This is a genomic window from Colwellia sp. Bg11-28, from assembly GCF_002836245.1.
Classification (GTDB): domain Bacteria; phylum Pseudomonadota; class Gammaproteobacteria; order Enterobacterales; family Alteromonadaceae; genus Colwellia; species Colwellia psychrerythraea_A.
In genome coordinates, this window is record NZ_PJBA01000018.1 from 1,272,522 (window position 1) to 1,288,353 (window position 15,832).

10 protein-coding genes are annotated in these 15,832 nt (G+C 39.7%); 2 read left to right on the plus strand and 8 right to left on the minus strand.

The features are described 5' to 3' along the window. Positions 1 to 40 precede the first annotated feature (40 nt). The 8 genes from nirD to CXF79_RS22735 form a co-directional block, all read right to left on the minus strand. Complete coding sequence (gene nirD / locus CXF79_RS22700) at positions 41 to 397, minus strand: nitrite reductase small subunit NirD (RefSeq protein ID WP_011045665.1); 357 nt, start codon at positions 395 to 397, stop codon at positions 41 to 43. 15 nt (positions 398 to 412) lie between these two features. Beyond that, positions 413 to 3,013 (minus strand): nitrite reductase large subunit NirB, encoded by a 2,601-nt coding sequence (gene nirB, locus CXF79_RS22705; RefSeq protein WP_101158059.1) that lies wholly within the window; start codon positions 3,011 to 3,013, stop codon positions 413 to 415. Between the two features lie 411 nt (positions 3,014 to 3,424). Continuing rightward, the gene (locus tag CXF79_RS22710) at positions 3,425 to 6,190 is read right to left on the minus strand and encodes an EAL domain-containing protein (protein ID WP_101158061.1); all 2,766 of its coding nucleotides are present in this window, start codon (positions 6,188 to 6,190) and stop codon (positions 3,425 to 3,427) included. A 187-nt stretch (positions 6,191 to 6,377) separates the two neighbouring features. After that, positions 6,378 to 8,210, minus strand: a complete 1,833-nt coding sequence (locus CXF79_RS22715; RefSeq protein ID WP_101158063.1) for a bifunctional protein-serine/threonine kinase/phosphatase — start codon at positions 8,208 to 8,210, stop codon at positions 6,378 to 6,380. Positions 8,211 to 8,316: 106 nt separating this feature from the next. Further along, complete coding sequence (locus CXF79_RS22720; protein WP_011045669.1) at positions 8,317 to 9,798, minus strand: NarK family nitrate/nitrite MFS transporter; 1,482 nt, start codon at positions 9,796 to 9,798, stop codon at positions 8,317 to 8,319. 284 nt (positions 9,799 to 10,082) lie between these two features. Continuing rightward, complete coding sequence (locus CXF79_RS22725; protein ID WP_011045670.1) at positions 10,083 to 10,523, minus strand: hypothetical protein; 441 nt, start codon at positions 10,521 to 10,523, stop codon at positions 10,083 to 10,085. Positions 10,524 to 10,690: 167 nt separating this feature from the next. Next, on the minus strand, positions 10,691 to 12,481 hold the full coding sequence (locus CXF79_RS22730; RefSeq protein ID WP_011045671.1) for a sodium:solute symporter family protein: 1,791 nt from the start codon (positions 12,479 to 12,481) through the stop codon (positions 10,691 to 10,693). Next, positions 12,481 to 12,732, minus strand: a complete 252-nt coding sequence (locus tag CXF79_RS22735) for a DUF4212 domain-containing protein (protein ID WP_011045672.1) — start codon at positions 12,730 to 12,732, stop codon at positions 12,481 to 12,483. The genes CXF79_RS22730 and CXF79_RS22735 overlap by 1 nt, the downstream gene beginning before the upstream one ends. A 480-nt stretch (positions 12,733 to 13,212) precedes the next feature. Here CXF79_RS22735 and CXF79_RS22740 point away from each other — a divergent pair, with 480 nt between their 5' ends. Both CXF79_RS22740 and CXF79_RS22745 read left to right on the plus strand, forming a co-directional pair. Next, positions 13,213 to 15,087: a putative nucleotidyltransferase substrate binding domain-containing protein gene (locus CXF79_RS22740; RefSeq protein WP_101158065.1), complete on the plus strand. Its 1,875-nt coding sequence runs from the start codon at positions 13,213 to 13,215 to the stop codon at positions 15,085 to 15,087. Further along, positions 15,087 to 15,803: an exonuclease domain-containing protein gene (locus CXF79_RS22745; RefSeq protein WP_187148282.1), complete on the plus strand. Its 717-nt coding sequence runs from the start codon at positions 15,087 to 15,089 to the stop codon at positions 15,801 to 15,803. Before CXF79_RS22740 ends, CXF79_RS22745 begins: the two co-directional genes overlap by 1 nt. Positions 15,804 to 15,832: the final 29 nt, after the last annotated feature.

Sequence of the window (15,832 nt, forward strand, 5' to 3'; positions counted from 1 at the left end):
AAATTTCCAACAATGTTAGGTTGAAAATTAGCCATAGACGCTAGTAAAAAAGTTGTACTTGCTCGTTTTCAATCCGTATATCGTAAACGGCAATAGTCTGATCTTCTTGTAAACAACGACCTGTTTTTAACGAGTAATGTTGTTTATATAATGGCGAAGAAACCACTGGCTCATCATCAATACAGCCAACAAGACCGCGATATAAGACATTGGCTTGACCAATAGGGTCGTAGTTACCTACGGCATATATTTTTTCTTCGCTGTTAGGTATATGAAAGATGGCAATTTGCTCATCTTCACCCGCCGAGTTAGCTATTAAAGCACTGATACCAGAATCTTTTACTAGTTCAGTTGCCTTACAAATAGTGCGCCATGCTTTGTTCGTGGTTGTAGTCATTTTGTTGTACTCCTCTTAAGCTTCTTCAGCTACGGCTTCTTTTTCAGTTGCGTCGATAAATTTAACATCAATTTTTTCTTGTCCACGTGCAGGACGAATTTGCTCGCGTTCAGTAACAAATTGAATATTGCTATCGCTTTTATCCGAGTTAACAAATGGTTGGAAACGTTTTAATGCTTCTGGATCTTCAATAGTTGTTTTCCATTCACATTGATAGGTACCAACAATGGCTTTCATTTGTGTTTCTAACGCATCATTTAGGCCTATGCTGTCATTGATGATAACGTCTTGTAAGTAAGCTAAACCGCCCTCTAAGTTGTCCATCCAAGTTGATGTACGTTGTAGTCTGTCGCCCGTTTGTACGTAGAACATCAAGATACGGTCAACATATTTAACTAAGGTTTCATCATCTAAATCCGTGGCGAATAAATCACCGTGGCGAGGTTTCATACCACCGTTACCAGCAACGTATAAGTTCCAACCATTATCTGTTGCGATTATGCCGATATCTTTACCTTGTGCTTCAGCACACTCACGAGTACAACCCGACACGCCGAACTTAATCTTATGCGGAGCACGTAAACCTTTGTATCTGTGCTCTAAGTCGATAGCCATGCTCATGCTGTCTTGAACGCCGTAACGACACCAAGTAGAACCAACACATGATTTAACCGTACGTAATGATTTACCGTAGGCATGACCTGTTTCAAAACCAGCATCGACTAATTCTTTCCAAATTGGCGGTAATTGCTCAACACGTGCGCCGAATAAATCAACCCGTGCGCCACCGGTAATTTTGGTATAAAGATTATATTTTTTAGCTACTTCACCTAATACGATAAGTTTGTCAGGGGTAATTTCACCGCCAGCAATTCGAGGAACAACTGAGTAGGTACCATCTTTTTGCATGTTACCAAGGTAGGTATCGTTAGTATCTTGTAGAGATAAATGAGGTTTTTTAAGAATGTAGTCATTCCATACAGAAGCAAGCACAGAGCCAGCTACCGGTTTACAAATTTCACAACCTAGACCACGACCATGTTTTTCAAGTAGCTCGTCGAAGGTTTTGATTTTTCCAACACTAACAATGTCGTATATTTCTTGACGTGAATAAGCAAAATGCTCACAAATGTCTTTCTTAACTTCAACACCGCGTTTTTCAAATTCGTTATCAGCAACGCTTTTAACCAAGGCAGCACAGCCACCACAACCAGAGCCGGCTTTAGTACAGCTTTTAACATCGCCAACGGTCATCGCGCCTGCATCAATAGAGGCAATAATGTCGCCTTTAGTGACGTTATGACATGAACAAATGGTTGCAGTATCGGGTAAGGCATCAACACCTAGGGTCGGCTTATCAGCCGCCATTGGCAAGATAAGACCTTCTGGAGACTCAGGTAATTCAATGGCATTAAGCATATATTGCAATAAGGTATCGTATTCACTGGTATCACCTATAAGCACAGCACCTAGTAAGGCTTTTTTATCCGAAGAGACTACTATTTTCTTATAAACACCTTCAGGTTGATTTTCGTAAGTGTAGGTTAATGCACCTTCAGTTTTACCGTGAGCATCACCAATTGAGCCGACTTCTACGCCCATGAGTTTTAACTTAGTACTCATATCCGCACCAGTAAACTCAGCAATCTCTCCGTTTTCACCATTTCCTTCATTAGTAAAGCCAGCAATGTGTTTGGCGACAACTTTAGCCATAGCATAACCCGGAGCAACTAAACCAAAGATAAAGTTATTCCATAAAGCACATTCACCAATGGCGTAAATATTTTCGTCTGAGGTTTGACACTGATTGTTAACAACAATACCGCCACGCTCACCTAAAGTAAGGTCAAATTCACGTGCAAGGTTGTCATACGGGCGAATACCTGCAGAAAATAAAATTAGATCGGTTTCTAATTCAGTGTCATCGCTAAAACATAATTTATAACGGCTAGTATTGCCTTTTTCGATTACGCTTGTCGCTTTAGAGGTATGAACTTGCACACCTAAGTCTTCAATTTTTTGTCTTAATAAACGACCACCGCCGCCATCGATTTGAACACCCATTAATTGTGGGGCAAATTCAACAACGTGTGTTTGTAGCCCAAGTTGCTTGATAGCGTTTGCCGCTTCAAGACCTAATAAACCACCACCAATAACCACGCCGACTTTGCTTTCTTTAGCGCTAGCGGCGATGTCTTCTAAATCGTCAATAGTACGATAAACTAAACAATGATCTTGGTCCTTTCCAGGAATGGGAGGAACAAATGGGTACGAGCCGGTAGCTAAAATTAATTTATCATAATGATAAGTTTCGCCACTTTCAGTCGTAACATATTGAACGATTTTATCAATCAGGATCACTTTAGCATTGGTTTTAAAGGTCACCCCTAAGGCTTCATAATGTTCCGGTGTAGTCATTGCTAAATCGTCAGCAGTTTTACCACCAAAATATTCCGATAAGTGAACTCTATCGTAAGCTAAGCGAGACTCCGCTGAGAGCACTGTTATTTGATAGTTTGGATTTTTAGCCATTTCCTCAACAAAGTGATGGCCAACCATGCCGTTACCTACCACAACAATATTAGTTTTAGTTAATAGCTGTTTATCTGTATTCATAAGGACGATCCTACTCAAAATGCGGGAATAAAATAAAACCGTTTAGCAAAGACACACTATTAACATGGTTTTATTCAAGATGCGTTTAGTAGAGCAAGCTAGATGCCAACATGTTTTTTTCAATAAAAACAATTATTTAATGTCAGTTGCATCCTAGGAAACCGCCCCTTTGCACTAGGGTGAATATTATTTAGCACTCGGACGGTGCAGCGTTCTCACAAAAGGTAAACAAGCTGAACGTGGGTCAAGAAATGACTATTGAGTGATTCAATAGTCATTTCTCTTGATGATGAATGGGTTAATATTATCGAGGCGATATTTTGTAGATAGTATTTAAGTAAGCCTAATAGAGTGACTTTTAACTAATCGAAAAAGTGATATAGCTCAGGCACTCTGAAACATGCGTCTTGATTAAGTCATTGTCGTTGATTCAGTCCAGGCGCCGTTAGCGTATTTCCCTTTTTTGGACTCGCTGAATTTTTTAATAAACTCGCTGGCTGGTATAGGTCTTCCCGTAAAATAACCTTGCACATAATCACACTTTTCGGCTTGTAGATAATGCAGTTGCTCTTCGGTTTCAACACCTTCAGCAAGTACATGCAATCCTAACGAGTGACTCATTTGAATAATAGCGGTGGTAATAGATTTACTATCATCGTCATTCTCAAGGTCTGAAATAAAACTACGATCTATTTTCACCTTTTGGATCGGAAAACGCTTCAAATAACTGAGTGAGGAATAACCGGTACCAAAATCATCCATCGCCAACTGAAAGCCTGCATCGTGCAAGGCTTGCATTGTCTCGATAGCTTGATCGACATTATCCATCACCGCACCCTCTGTGATTTCAAGTTCGATAAGCTCTGCGCTAACATCATGTTGCGCAAGAATCATTAACATATGCTGTAAAAGATCTTTACGCCTAAATTGCACAGGAGAAATATTAATCGCCACCTTAAAGGCTGTAATCCCCGCATTCAAAAAGTTTTTTATTTCGCGGCATGCCTGCGCTAAGACCCAATCACCCAATTCATTGATCAATCCACTCTTCTCGGCAACTGCAATAAATTGATCCGGTGGAATCATGCCCTTCTCAGGATGATGCCATCTGATGAGCGCTTCCGCTCCAACCAAGATATTTTGGTCGATAGTAAAGAGCGGTTGGTAATAGAGTTCAAAATGCTCTTTAGTCAAAGACTCAGCTAAGTCAGTCAAAACTTCCTTATTTCTTTGCAATCTTGCATTCATTTCACTGGTAAAAAAGCGGACTGTATTTCTGCCATCATCCTTCGCCTGATACATAGCAATATCGGCATTGCGTAGTAATTCCTCACTATTAGCTGCATCGTCAGGATAAATAGTGATTCCAATACTACTACCCATATTAATATTGTTTCCGTTAATTTCTATTGGTGTTTTCAATAACGAGTTGAGCCGCTGAGCGAAGGTTACCGCATCTTCAATTGTATTAACTTTAGTGATAATAAAAGCAAACTCATCACCCCCTAGGCGCGCTACCGTATCAGTCTTTCGCCCGGTGCAAGAGAGTCTTAACGAAACCTGCTTTAATAATTCATCACCAGCGTCATGACCCATGGTGTCATTGATGATCTTGAAATTGTCTAGATCCATAAAAAATACGGCAAATTTATGTTGGTGACGGTCAGACAGTGCTATCGCCTGTTCCAGCCGATCCTGAAATAATAGTCTATTAGGCAAACCCGTCAGCGGATCATGTAGCGCCAGATGTTTTAATTGATATTCTGCCTGCTTACGTTCATTGATCTGTAATTTTAGATCTCGATTGTTATTATCTAGCGCCATTTTAGACTGATTAAAGTGGTAAGCCAGCAGACCAAATTCATCCTGTCTGCGGTCATCGAGCAATTCTGGGTAAACCTGCCCACCTTCAGTAACTGGCCGTTGCAGCTGATTAACCATTTGATAAATAGGCACAATTAAACTACGTCGACAATACATAAAACCAAAAAAAGCCGCGATGATCATGATTGCGATGAGCAACATTAAGATCAGGTTTGATACCTTACTTGCGCTATTTATCGCCACCTGTTGCGGGGTGACCACAACAACCTTCCACAACGTTTTTGGTATAATAAATACCGATACATTCACTGCTTCACCAAGTAGAAAATCTTGCTTACTTATCACTGAAATAGTCTTAGTATTACGATGAGAACTCTGATCTGGCATAGTTGACATATTGGCAACAATTAATTGCGCGTCTAAGGGAGATATTTGCTTACTGTGTTCGGTAATATTTGCAGCCGGTACTCTTGTTTTGTCTGCTATAGACTGAATCAAAGATTGGTTTATCTCAGTTAAGATTTCGGCAATAGGTTGGAAGGACTCAAGCTTTTCAGCCAGTTGATTTACTGTAATATATTCTTGAGTTAAGTGATTACTATCTCGATTGGCTACTTTAGTTAACTCATCATCAGGAAAAGACAAAAACTTATTATTACGGTCTACAGCATAAGCGTATCCTCTGAGTTTGGCACTACCTTGGTGTAATATACTCTTGAGTTGTTGAAGACTGACATCTACTGTTGCATTGCCCGAAAATACTTCTTGTTTGAACATGGCGACGGTACAAGTCACCATCGGCGCTAATGTATACGGGTCCATATAAGATTTAGACCAAAGGCATTCACCTTGTTTGCTATAACGACCTGGCACATACCATTCTTCATCATGATAACCTGTGCCCTCGACATCATTATATTGATCGAAGTATTGCAATTCCCCAAAATTGTCTCGACCCCAAAAGAAGCTCCGTCGCACTACACCAGGGGTGAACTGTTGAGGCTCAGGCCACACGCCACCGCCAGCAATAATGTCTTGGTATTCTTTCATATTCAGCATTTGAGGAATAACTTTGTAGAATAGCTGTGGGTCTTGAGGCCAAGTTTCCCCTGCTGCGGCCAAATGTCGGGTTAAGGTTTCTGCGATACTAATGCGTTGGGATATCTCTGAGACTATGTGCGAACCAATCTCGTCGATCGACTCTTTGTTTTTATTGACTAGGTAATCTTTAACAACGAGGTCAACCACCATATAGGTCGCCGCAGTCATCACTAAAAACAACAGACTCATACCAAAAGAAAACTTAAACAAAATAGTATTTTTGGCTTTTACAATAGCTCGAATAGAAGACATCCTTTTCACCTTGGCACTAGAAACATTAATAATAAGAATTGAAGTTCCTCTTCAATTTAAAGCGAATAATTACTTTAATTTTCAGATACTCTGTGCCTAAACCTAGCTTAAATAATTTTATTTCTCAAGCGTATTGAGTATTATTTACCACTTGGCAACGCAAGCACTGTCCACCACTCGTTGTTCATTAGAAAAATATCGTTGATAACCATAAGATAAAAAATAACGCGGTAGCTCCTTGCCAAAACAATACCGGATTACGCTGTAAGATAGGCTGACTTTTATATTCTTCCAATGCCGAAGCCGTCGGTTTGCTTAAATCAGCTTTAAATTCAGAATACGCCTGTAAACGAAACTTAGGATCGGCTTGTGTCGCTTTTGACAGCACCATATCAAGCCAGAAAGGTAAATCGCTGCGAAATTGTCTAATACTACGATACTGCCACTGTGAATAATTTTCTACGCGACTTTTTTCGTCATCAACAGTGTAGCTGTGCATATCAGCTCTTTGCATCGGCTTGTAAGGCAATTCTCCACAAAGCATTTCATAGGTGATAACGCCTAAGGAAAATAAATCGCTTTGGTGGTCAGCATGTAAAGTTAATAAGGTTTCTGGTGCGATATAATTCAATGTGCCTTGTGGCACAGTTTCGGTAACAGCATCATTATTTTCAGCCAGTGATGCAATAAGCGCAGTGCCATAGTCAATGAGAAAAACCTTGCCGTAAGAATCAATCATTATGTTGTCAGGCTTTAAATCCCGATGAATAACTTCTAAGCGCTGAAATGAACGTAAGGCGATAATAATTTGCCCGACAATATCACGTACTTGTGCAAGATTAGGTTTTGGATTATCAAACATCCATTGCCCTAATGTTTGCCCATCAATATATTCGCAAATATGATAAAGAAAGCGACTATTCTCGCTGCCACGTTTTATTTTCATCACATGACTATTACTCAGCCTTTCCCCTAGCCAAGCTTCACGTATGAAACCTTGTAAATAACTACTATCATCAGCGAGGTTTTGTGAAGGAACCTTAAGAACACAAGGTTCAGATTCATTAGGGTGTTTCGCTAAATATAAATGTGACCGAATGCTGGCATGAATAACTTTGCAAATTTCATAGTCATCAATACTATTACCAACCGCTAACGCTGGTGGTATCGCTTTATTTAACAGTTCTCGTTCAATTTCGACTAACGCCCTGTTAGGCGTACCGCCGATATAAACTAATAAACAGCTGACATTATCTTTACTACCCTTCTTTATCGCTAATTCCGTCAGTAATTTCGCCATCTGCTCTAACGCTTGCGTGCTAGGCGACTGTGGCAATTGATTTAACTGTTTTTTTATTTGTTGAGCTGATAAATATTCATGAACGCCATCGCAAGTAAGTACAAAAATATCACCCGCTTGAATAGCAACTTGCTGCACATCAACTTGCAATCGATGATCAGCGCCCAAAGCTCGGGTTAACACACTATGAGATGGTCCCTGCTTTTGTTGATGGTCCTTAGTTAGTACTTCTAGCTCGTGTTGCCGATACTGGCTGATACGCGTATCACCGACATGAAAAATATAGGCGGTAGACGATTTGACTATCAATGCTGAAAAGGTTGTTAACCATTGTAATGTGTAACCAGAAACCGCATCGGTTTGTGCATATAACCATTGATTTAAGCTAGATAACACCTTACTAGCAGACTTTTGTGTTGACCACGTTTGCGGCGTTGCGTAATAGTCATTAATAAATTGTGTCACTGATAATTGCGCTGCCTCCGCTGCTTTACTGGCACTTGATACACCATCAGCAATGACAGCAACAACACCTTTAGCCGTTAATTCTGCATCTTTGGGCACTAGTGAAGCAAAAGCATCTTCATTGGTTGCTTTTATACCCGCATTACTATGACCGCCCAAAAACACCTGTAATTTTGCCTGTGTTAGCGGTATTGCTGGCGTTAAAGGAGGCGCCTGAGCAGCTTGTTTTGTATAAGCGTTTTGATCAGTTTTCATTTATACCCTCTTTGAGCTTATACCAAACGGATTACCATCAGCCTAATCACGATATTTTATCATTATGAAAAAAGTCATGACTAAACTGCTGATAAATGGGACGCCATTATTTAACTTGAATTAACTCTACTGTACCGTCTTCTCGAATCTCGGTAATTGACCCTTTTGGCTCTTGCATAAAGAGTAAAGTAACAAAACCTAATACCGCCGTTGCTGCAATGACTAAGAAAAAGGTTTGGTAGCTAACCATAGATAATACCGTTAAATAAACCACAGCTCCGACATTACCATATGCTCCAGTCATGCCTGCTATTTGCCCCGTTAATCGACGCTTAATTAATGGGACTGCAGCAAATACCGCCCCCTCTCCTGCTTGTACAAAGAACGAACAAGCCATAGCAGTAATCACTGCCAACACCAGTGGCCAAGAGCTATCAATTAATGCCATGGCAAGATAGCCAAGCGCTAAACCTGCAGTTAATATCAATAAGGTTTTCTTACGGCCATATTTATCGCTTAACCAACCACCACCGGGTCTAGACATCAGATTCATAAAAGCATAAAGCGATGCGAGCATGCCTGCATAAACCATATCTAAACTAAAGGTTTCTGCAAAAAATAATGGCAACATAGAAACTACTGCTAATTCAGAACCAAACGTTGCGAAATATAAGACATTCAGTACAGCCACTTGCTTGAACTGATACTGATGAATCTCAGGAACTTCTTCTTTAAATAAATGACCATTAACTTGGTAAGTTTTCCAAACTTCAGCAATAAATAATATAACTAAAGAAACATATGCAATTATAGTCATATTGCTGGATAACAAGCTCACACCTTGAGGTGATAATTTCCAAGTAAGTAAAGCTAACGCACCGTACATGGGTAATTTCATCAACAAGAGTAAGTAAAAATCGCCTACACTGGTCACTTCCATTGCGCCCGTTTGCGTCGGTTTAAAGTAGGTAGCACCTTTAGGCGTATCACTAACATTTGCATACCAAATGAAGCTAAAAAGTAAACTCATTAAACCAGTTAAAGCAACAGCATAACGCCAAGCGTCTTCAACGCCGAAGGTTTTACCTATATAGAGGGCTATTAAGGGTAACGACATTGCTGCGGCAGCAGAACCGAAATTTCCCCAGCCACCATAAAGTCCTTCCGCAGTACCGAGTTCATTAGCGGGAAACCATTCACTAACCAGTCGAATGCCAATAACAAAGCCGGCCCCAATAAAGCCCAGTAAAAAACGAGCTAAGGCTGCTTGTTCAAAATTTTGCGATAAAGCAAACATAAAACAAGGCAAACTACATACGGCTAGCAAAACAGCAAAGGTTAGTCGAGGACCATATTTATCCGTTAACATTCCAATGATTATGCGTGCAGGTATGGTTAATGCTACGTTTAAAATAAGCAGCGTTTTTATTTCACTACTGCTCAGCCCTAAACTATCCGCGATCACCGCCAATAACGGTGCATGGTTAAACCACACCATAAAGGTGATGAAAAAGGCCATCCAACTTAAATGTAGGATTTTCATTTTCCCAGTAAATGACCATAATTTAATGCCAATTTCACTACTCATTGTTTACTCCTTAAAGTTTATATAACTTTATAGAGCAAGCAAAATGCCAGTAATCAATAATTATTTATAATCATATATATCATAACGTTAGTACTAGGCACACGAGGGAAAGAAGGTGTTATATGCACTTTTATGGGGGGGCGCACCTAGACAGTGCAGAGTTTTCAATACAGAAAGAAAGTGAGTAGTTGGGTAATACGAGTCGATTTATCAACTTAAATTGAGCTTATCACTGCCAGTTTTACTCCTGACAGTGATCATTATAAGCAACGAAGTGAAGCCGGTTATTTCACTGTTTGGGTGTAAAACTCACCAATGTACTGACCACCTTTAATTTTAGCAATTAAACGTAGTTTATAACTATCTCCTTTATTAGCCAATAAACCACCTAAAGGTGTATTACTACGCCAATAATAAGGGCTCTTTTTCATGCCTAAAGGATACGGTGTCATCTTGTCACTTTTATCGACTAAAAACAGGGTCGCACTATCTAGTGGAAAAGTAGAGTTAACTTCAGTAACTCCAGCCTCGTCAGAGACATTTATTTTAAAGTCGCCTGAGATAAGTACACAATTTTTATTAGCAATATCACAATGCCCTTCTGGCACTAGTTGAATTATTTTATTTGCTGCAGCTTCATTCTCTTCATAATAATCGGCAGCAATAAAGCCCACAACGGCAAGAATAGGCGCGACCATGAAGGCAAGTTTTGTGTGTTTATTCATAAGATTATCTTTAAGTTATATTGGGTTATTTATTTTTGATTTCATTAAAACAAATTGCCCTAGAAAAAGAAAGGCTAGGCGACTTTTAAAATGGGTCGTCTAGCCTTTTTAGTTTACCTGTTGGCTAAAATATATCTTTAGCCTAAAGTGTTTCTAGTAGTGGAGAACTAGTGATCGTGTGCTGCAGCACAGTCACCTGGAGCACGCATGTTTTCTACCATAGCGACAATATTAGCTGGACATGGTCCAGTAAACTGAAGAACGATGAAAGCGACACCAAAGTTAACTATTGCACCAACGGCACCAAAAGCGTTAGGAGAGATTCCAAAGAACCAATCTTTACCCATGTCACCTAGGAATGAAGTACCTGGAATAAACATAATGCCTTTGTGTTGGAACACATACATCATTGTTACACCGATACCTGCAACCATACCTGAAATTGCTGCTGTACCACTCATTTTCTTAGAGAATATACCCATCATTAATGCTGGGAAGATACTTGATGCTGCTAAACCAAAGGCTAGTGCAACCGTACCTGCAGCAAACCCTGGAGGATGTAATCCAAGATAACCAGAGACTAATATCGCTATAGTCATCACAACTCGACCGGCAAGTAACTCATTTTTCTCTGACAAGTCAGGTGTTAATACCCCTTTCATTAAATCATGTGAGATAGATGAGGATATTGCTAACAATAAGCCCGCCGCAGTAGATAACGCAGCCGCTAGACCACCAGCAGCAACTAAAGCAATTACCCAGTTAGGTAAATTCGCAATTGCAGGGTTAGCTAGTACCATAATGTCACGGTCAACTTTAACCATTTCATTTGGAACCACTACTATTTCTTTCCCAGTCATTGTATTTATTTTGGTGACAGTTTGATCTGTTGCATTAGATGTATACTGAATTTTGCCATCGCCATTTTTATCTTCAAACTTCAATAAACCAGTTTTTTCCCAGTCTTTGAACCATTGTGGGCGTTCATCATAAACAAGGTTCTGACCTGCTGTAGGTTCAATGGTATTCATCAAGTTAAGACGAGCCATAGCGCCAACTGCTGGAGCAACTGTGTAAAGTAAACCGATGAAAACAAGTGCATAACCTGCAGATTGACGTGCTGCTTGTACTGAAGGAACAGTGAAGAAGCGCATAATTACATGAGGAAGACCCGCAGTACCAATCATAAGAGAGATAGTGTAAGCGAACATATTCAATGTTCCGCCTAAGTTACTTGTTGTGTACTCTTTAAAGCCTAAATCAGTAACAACCATATCTAACTTATCAAGTAAGTAAACACCACTACCATCAGCTAAAGTACTACCTAAGCCTAGTTGTGGAATTGGGTTACCGGTAAGTTGTAATGAAATAAAGATTGCTGGAATGGTATAAGCAAAAATCATTACTACATACTGAGCGATTTGCGTGTAAGTAATACCTTTCATACCACCTAGTACAGCGTATACCCAAACAACGAACATGCCGATGCCTAAGCCTAAACCGTAATCAACTTCTAAGAAACGAGAGAAAGCAACACCCACTCCTTTCATTTGACCGATTATGTAAGTTAATGAAGCGATTATTAAACAAGCAACCGCAACAATACGTGCAGTTTTTGAGTAATATCTATCAAAAATGAATTCAGGTACTGTGAACTTACCGTGTTTACGCATGTATGGTGCTAAAAGCATTGCCAATAATACATAACCACCTGTCCAACCCATTAAGAAAACTGAGCCACCGTAACCTAAAAAGGCAATTAAACCTGCCATTGAGATAAATGACGCTGCACTCATCCAATCGGCACCAATTGCCATACCATTTTGCATTGGGGTAATACCACCGCCCGCTACGTAAAAATCACTGGTTGAACCCGCACGAGCCCACCAAGCAATAGCAAAGTATAAAGCAAACGTGCTAAATACTGCGATGTAAGTATAGAGTTTTAACTCATCCATTATTCACTCCCCTCTGCATATTTAATATCAAGCTTATTCATTTTGTGGCCATACCAAAAGATTAAGCCAAGGAATGCATAGATTGCACCTTGTTGTGCAAACCAAAAACCAAGTTTGTACCCACCTATACTAATTGCATTTAGCGGCTCTACAAGTAGCAAGCCAAAACCAAATGAAACTACAAACCAGATTGCAAGGCAGATCAAGATGATTCGAATATTCTCCGACCAATATGTTTCTTTATTTTCCACAATAGTCTCCTAGCGACATAGCGTATTTAGCGATTTCTTTTTTTATTTCGCTTCATTACGCCTTTCTTATAAAAAGAATTAGTAATAATTTATGAACATGTAGTAAAAGTGTGGATATAGATTTCTGTCAAAATATCTCCTAGGAGCTAACAGTGGCAAAAATCCATATTCAACTTTTAACTGTTAAATACACTAACAAGCTTTGTTTTAACGGGGTATTAGCCTTTAGTCTAGATCACAAAAAAATCCTAAAAACAGTGGGTTAACTGAGTAAATAGTCTATTTTTTAATTTAGCTCTATTTAATCCTTTTTAAGCTAGTTTTTCCTCAGAAACCAAGTTTATACACCCTTTATTGCAATAACGTCTCGAACTTTAGTCTAGGTTTAACCAATAACACTTGTCTAAAAGCATACAAGACTCTAAATTAACGATATCACTCGAATCTTGGTCATCAATACCTAAAGGATGAGGCAATAGCATGGATACTGAACTTTCAGAAATTAGCACATTTATTCACAGCATTCCGCCCTTTGATAGTTTACCTAAGCAAGTGCTTGCTCAGCTTGTTCGTGAATTAACCATCAATTACGTTAGAAAAGGTGATGATTTCCCCCCCAAAGGCATTAATGAACCAAGGTTATACATATTACGAAAAGGGGCTATTAGCTGCCTTTCTGCAGATGGAGAATTAGTTAGCCGTTTAGGTGAAGGAGACTTGTGTGACGCTTTTTATCACAGTGATGCCAACGCACTCAGTGGTAACCAAACCACAGTAGAAAGTCAACTTAACGTGCATACTGATGAAGATTGCTTAATCTACAGTGTCGAAGCAAGTATATTGCATGAAATAGGTGAAAATTTTCCCTGTGTTAGTGATTATTTTAGCCAAAATTCAGCTCAGCGCTTAAAAACTAAAATGAGTCAGGTTAATGAAGAGGCCATTTTATCTTCCACCTTGATGAATACCTCAGTCAGTAACTTCTATCAAAGTCCTGTCGCCTCAATTAGTGCTGAGCAAACAATTCAGCAAGCAGCAGTGCAAATGACAGAACAAGGCTATTCTTGCTTAGTTGTGCTTGAGAATGATAACCCTGTCGGTATTGTTACTGATAAAGATATCCGCCGACGCTGCGTAGCCGAGGGGTTATCAACCAGTGAAGTCATTAGCGCGATTATGACACGCGATATGTGTACTATTGACGCAAAATGCAACGCATATGATGCTTTAATGATGATGACAGCTAAACATATCCACCACCTTCCGGTCACAAAATATGACAACCTTGTCGGTATGGTTACCGTCACAGATCTAATTAATAACGAAGGCCATAATGCCATAAATTTATCTGGCATTATTAACAAAGCGAATACGGTAGCCGAGTTAAAAGAAATCAGCCACTTGTTACCTAAACTGCAGATAAGATTAGCCAAATTAGGTAGCAGTGCCGACCATGTTGGTAAAAGTGTTAGCGCAATCACCATGGCTTTCACCAAACGTTTGATTGAAATGGCTGAATACAAATATGGTCAAGCCCCAGTGCCTTATGCATGGCTTGCTGCAGGCTCTCAAGCACGACAAGAACAACTGGCTCATTCAGATCAAGATAATGCCATTATCATCTGTGATTCAATGAATCGTTATGATGATGCTTGGTTTGAGAGCCTCGCTACTTTTGTCTGTGATGGCTTAGCCGAGTGTGGTTTTATCTACTGTCCTGGCGATATTATGGCAACCAACCCCAAATGGCGACAACCCCAAAAAGTCTGGCATAAGTACTTTTCTGACTGGGTAGAAACCCCTAGTCCGAAGGCCTTATTAAATAGTAGCGTTTTCTTTGATTTAGAAACCATTTATGGGGACGCCTCTTTACTTAACAAAGTAAGAAAGCAGCTCTTGATAAAAACGCAAAAGAGTACCTTGTTTATTGCCCACTTATCAAAAAATGCCTTAAATTTACGTCCACCTCTTGGTTTTTTCCGTGATTTTGTTTTAAAACAAAATGGTAAACATAGAGCAACACTGGATTTAAAACATAATGGTATCGCGCCTGTGGTCGATTTAGCACGAATTTATGCTCTTGCAGAAGGCATCAGCGCGGTAAATACCATAGAGCGAATTCAACAAGCGGCTGGCACCCCTTCAATAACGAAAGCGTCCGCAGAAAACTTGATTGATGCTTACGAGTTTTTAGGTATGCTCAGAGTTGAACACCAAGCTAAAGAGTTAGCGCGAGGCGAAAGCGCTGATAACTTTTTATCACCAAAAGAAATTTCTAAGCTAGAGCGTGAACACCTTAAAGATGCATTCAAGGTAATTAAAAGCCTGCAAGACGCTAGACAATCGAGTTACTAATGACCCCTACAACCTTAGTAAATTCAAATATGTTCGGCTGGTTACTTGGGTATGAAGCCAAGCGTAAGCAGTTGTTGAAAAAGGCGCCTGAAGGCGCATTACGAGATTATTTATCCGTACCTTTACCTGATATAAATACCCGCATTGATAAGGTAGAAATCTTAGCGGTCGATTTCGAAACAACCGGCCTTAATGCCAAACAAGACAAGCTACTGAGTGTTGGTTTTCTCACACTGAAAAAACAGCAAATGTCACTCAAAACAAGCTATCACCAAATCATCAAAACTAAAGCACAACTTGAAGAAAGTAATGTCATTATTCATCACATTACCGACAGCCAAAAAGAACAGGGACAAGCATTAGCGATAGTGGTTGAAGCATTATTAAAAGCTTTAGCGGGTAAAGTAATGCTGGTACATTTTGCCCGTATTGAAAGACAGTTTTTGGCTGAAGCTTGTTATGAGTTATATGGCATGGCACCGATTTTTCCCATGATAGATACCCTTGCACTGGCTAAACGTCGTTTAGATAAACGTGATGTGGCCTATGATCCATCAGAATTACGTCTGACTAACTTACGCAATAATTTTCAGCTACCCGAACACCATGCCCATAATGCATTAAATGACGCGATTGCTACCGCTGAATTATTTATGGCACAAATGAGCAAAGCCAATAAAGACGGTAAAACAACACTTAAAGATGTTTTATTGTAATAACATCAATACAACTTCTGCATTTTTTT

Excerpts from the sequence above, each read along its gene's own strand:
- nirD (WP_011045665.1), bottom strand. The coding sequence starts at position 397 with ATGACTACAACCACGAACAAAGCATGGCGCACTATTTGTAAGGCAACT.
- nirB (WP_101158059.1), bottom strand. The coding sequence starts at position 3,013 with ATGAATACAGATAAACAGCTATTAACTAAAACTAATATTGTTGTGGTA.
- CXF79_RS22710 (WP_101158061.1), bottom strand. The coding sequence starts at position 6,190 with ATGTCTTCTATTCGAGCTATTGTAAAAGCCAAAAATACTATTTTGTTT.
- CXF79_RS22715 (WP_101158063.1), bottom strand. The coding sequence starts at position 8,210 with ATGAAAACTGATCAAAACGCTTATACAAAACAAGCTGCTCAGGCGCCT.
- CXF79_RS22720 (WP_011045669.1), bottom strand. The coding sequence starts at position 9,798 with ATGAGTAGTGAAATTGGCATTAAATTATGGTCATTTACTGGGAAAATG.
- CXF79_RS22725 (WP_011045670.1), bottom strand. The coding sequence starts at position 10,523 with ATGAATAAACACACAAAACTTGCCTTCATGGTCGCGCCTATTCTTGCC.
- CXF79_RS22730 (WP_011045671.1), bottom strand. The coding sequence starts at position 12,481 with ATGGATGAGTTAAAACTCTATACTTACATCGCAGTATTTAGCACGTTT.
- CXF79_RS22740 (WP_101158065.1), top strand. The coding sequence starts at position 13,213 with ATGGATACTGAACTTTCAGAAATTAGCACATTTATTCACAGCATTCCG.
- CXF79_RS22745 (WP_187148282.1), top strand. The coding sequence starts at position 15,087 with ATGACCCCTACAACCTTAGTAAATTCAAATATGTTCGGCTGGTTACTT.